The 2922-nt window shown below is 45.6% G+C and carries 3 protein-coding genes; all 3 read left to right on the top strand.

The window, feature by feature from the left end; genetic code table 11:
- Positions 1–168 (top strand): transporter associated domain-containing protein (locus Q0140_RS02265; protein ID WP_297961330.1); only part of this gene is annotated, 168 nt, incomplete at its 5' end.
- A 189-nt stretch (positions 169–357) separates the two neighbouring features.
- Positions 358–1785 (top strand): class II fumarate hydratase, encoded by a 1428-nt coding sequence (gene fumC, locus Q0140_RS02260; protein WP_297961327.1) that lies wholly within the window; start codon positions 358–360, stop codon positions 1783–1785.
- 482 nt (positions 1786–2267) lie between these two features.
- Complete coding sequence (locus tag Q0140_RS02255) at positions 2268–2867, top strand: hypothetical protein (protein WP_297961324.1); 600 nt, start codon at positions 2268–2270, stop codon at positions 2865–2867.
- Positions 2868–2922 lie beyond the last annotated feature (55 nt).

Raw genomic sequence — 2922 nt, 5'->3', positions numbered from 1 at the left:
TACGTCTTTAATCTCTTCGGCAGCCTACCTGAAATCGGCGATAAAATAAGCGATGTAAACTGTGACTACGAAGTGCTACGCATGGACGGCACTAGGGTCTCGCTCGTAAAAGTCACCAAAAGGTGCGAACAGGAACTGCAAGAAAGAGACGAGAATAAAAACGAGTAGAGATGAGGCACATTCGGTGCGGCGTGCGTAAATCCGGTCGCTTTGAGCGTGGCGCAAAAATTTCGGCGCAGGCTCTGAAGCGATCAAAATAGCGGTAAAACTTAATCGGCAAAGCATTTCGAGCTGCAGCGAATAGTATGTCGCCGTCTAAAATTAAAATTCCGAAATTTCTCTTAGAAAGGATTAGTTATGGAATTTCGTATCGAAAAAGACACGATGGGCGAGGTTAAGGTTCCGAATGAGAAATATTGGGGTGCGCAGACGCAGCGTAGCCATGAAAATTTCGAGATCGGAGTAGGGCTGGAGACGATGCCTAAAGAGGTCATAGAGGGCTTTGCCTATCTAAAAAAGGCGTGCGCGCTTGTTAATCGTAAGCTAGGCCGCCTAGACGAGCCTCGCACCGAGGCGATAGCGCAGGCGTGCGATGAAATTTTAAACGGCAAACTGGACGGAAATTTCCCTCTAGTCGTGTGGCAGACGGGCTCGGGCACGCAGTCGAATATGAATTTAAATGAGGTCGTCTCAAACCGCGCGATGGAGATTTTGGGGTTAAATTTCCGCGACAAAGCGGAGCTGGACGTCAAAGATGCAAAATTCGTGCATCCAAACGACCACGTAAATAAGGGCCAGAGCTCAAACGACACTTATCCGACGGCGATGCGAATAGCCTTTGTGCTAGAGCTTCAAAAAAAGCTGCTTCCTGCGATCGAGAAGCTTGAAGCGACGCTGGATAAAAAGACCGTCGAGTTTGCAAAAATCGTAAAGATCGGTCGCACCCACCTGCAAGACGCCACGCCGCTCACGCTAGGGCAGGAATTTAGCGGCTACGCGTATATGCTAAAGGCGAGCAAGGCGCAGATTCTCGCTACTATGCCGTTTTTAGAAGAGCTTGCTATCGGCGGCACCGCGGTGGGCACGGGGCTAAACTCGCATCCGAAATTTAGCCAAATGGTAAGCGACGAGCTAAACGCGCTAACGGGCACGGCATTTAAATTTAAATCCCATCCGAATAAATTCCACGGCCTAACCAGCCACGACGCCGAGGTGTTTTTAAGCGGCGCGCTAAACGGCCTGGCGGCAAATTTGATGAAGATCGCAAACGACGTGCGCTGGCTGGCAAGCGGGCCAAGATGCGGTATCGGCGAGATAAATATCCCCGAAAACGAGCCTGGAAGCTCGATAATGCCGGGCAAGGTAAATCCGACGCAGTGCGAAGCCGTCACGATGGTAGCGGCGCAAGTAATGGGCAACCACGTCGCGATTTCCGTCGCTGCAAGCCAGGGCAACTTCGAGCTAAACGTCTTTAAGCCGGTGCTTACGTACAACCTCATCCAAAGCATCCGCCTGCTAAGCGATGCGATGAACAGCTTTGAGAAACATTGCGCTTGCGGTATCACGGCAAACGCCGCGAAAATCGACAAACTGCTGCACGAGAGCCTAATGCTCGTAACCGCGCTAAATCCGCACATCGGCTACGCAAATGCCGCCAAGATCGCCAAAACCGCCCATCATAACGGTACGACGCTGCGCGAGGAGGCGATAAAATCAGGCATACTGACCGCCGAGGAATTTGACGCGTGGGTGGTGCCTGAGGATATGACCTCACCGAAGGAATAAATTTTAGTTGCTTGACTTTTTGGGCTCGGCGAGATTAGGGCGTTTCAGTAAAATTTGATCATTTCGATAAAATTTAATCGTTTTGCGTGGCATGCTCGCCTTGAGTGATTTCGCAGAGTTTACTTTAAAATGATTTCGCCGAGCTTTCTTTAAAATCCGTAAATTTGAAAGCGAAATTTGCGGATTAAATTTACTTTAGTAACGCGGCTCTTGCTGTTCGCAAAATAGCGAGATTACCGAAGCGGAAGCCGCTTTTTGTCTTTAAATTCTGCCTGCCATTTCACGCCCCGCCAAACGCGTATAAACACCGCCGCTAAGATAAAATTTTAAATGCTTCGTAAGCACCCAAAGGATAAAATGCGCCAAAATTTTACAAAACGAGGATTTTATGAGGGACTATGATAAGGAGTCATTGATCATAAACGATTACACCGTCTATCATGTATTTTCTTGGAATATATTTACTTGTATATTGTGTTTTTTTGCTTTTAAGTTATGATCTGATTACGACCGGCACTACGGGAAAATTTAGCGCTTTCGGTATCATTTCTTTAATTTTCGCGACATATACTTTCATACGATTTAGAATTTCGGCGGAGCAAAATTTTTCCAAAAATCCGAGCTATTTTTATTTTTCAAACAGCCTGATCCGCTACGTCGAAAATATAGATATGAAAGATAACATAATTTCCGAAACCAAAATAGCCCCCGATCCGTCCGCAAATATATCTAGCGTTCATTTCTGCGTAGTATGCGAACTAGAAAACTCTTACGGCAGGTTCCATTATTTAAGCTCGTATGAGTTATATAGATATTCAAGCATAGGCGTTCATATAGGCAAACTTGCTCTTTATATAAAGCATCTAATGCTATATTTAATATTTGCTCTGCCGTATAAAATTTACAAGCTCAAAAAGAGCTCGGAGCCCCTTTGGCTGTTAAAAAGAAATTTTGTCGTTAAATTTAACAACAGAAATTACTTTTTAATAAATGCCGTATCTACAAAAGAGTATTATGAGCTGCTGCAATATTTCAAGGCGCTAAACGTAAAAATAGAAGATCGGACCGACTTTATACCGTAGGCTCAAAATAGCGGCTATTTCACCGATAAAAACGAAATTTACAGCGACGATTTTA

Source organism: uncultured Campylobacter sp. (assembly GCF_938045405.1).
Taxonomy (GTDB): Bacteria; Campylobacterota; Campylobacteria; order Campylobacterales; family Campylobacteraceae; genus Campylobacter_B.
Note: the sequence above shows the minus strand (reverse complement) of the source record. Positions and strands in the feature narration are given on the sequence as shown.